General features: G+C 62.3%; 1 pseudogene. It reads left to right on the forward strand.

Going from position 1 to position 231, the window contains the following annotated elements:
• Positions 1–231: pseudogene (locus KVT37_RS33220) on the forward strand (flavodoxin family protein); the annotation flags it as partial.

Consider the following 231-nt stretch of genomic DNA (forward strand, 5'->3'; position numbering starts at 1 on the left):
ATTTTTCGGCCGCATGTGGCCACCGGGCGTTGCCTTCGAGCTGCCGACCGACGGCCGCACGATCAAACCGGCGCTTTTGAACATCCGCCGGGTGGGCGTAGTCCCCACCTTCGGCTCGCCCTGGTGGTACACCAGGCTCTACATGCAGGACCCGGGCAGAAAGGTGGTTTTGCGCGGCTTGAAGGCGATGTGCGGGCGCCCGGAGAAACAACTGTATCTGGCGAAATATTC

Origin of the sequence: Mesorhizobium sp. GbtcB19 (genome assembly GCF_019091085.1) — a bacterium.
GTDB lineage: Bacteria > Pseudomonadota > Alphaproteobacteria > Rhizobiales > Rhizobiaceae > Mesorhizobium.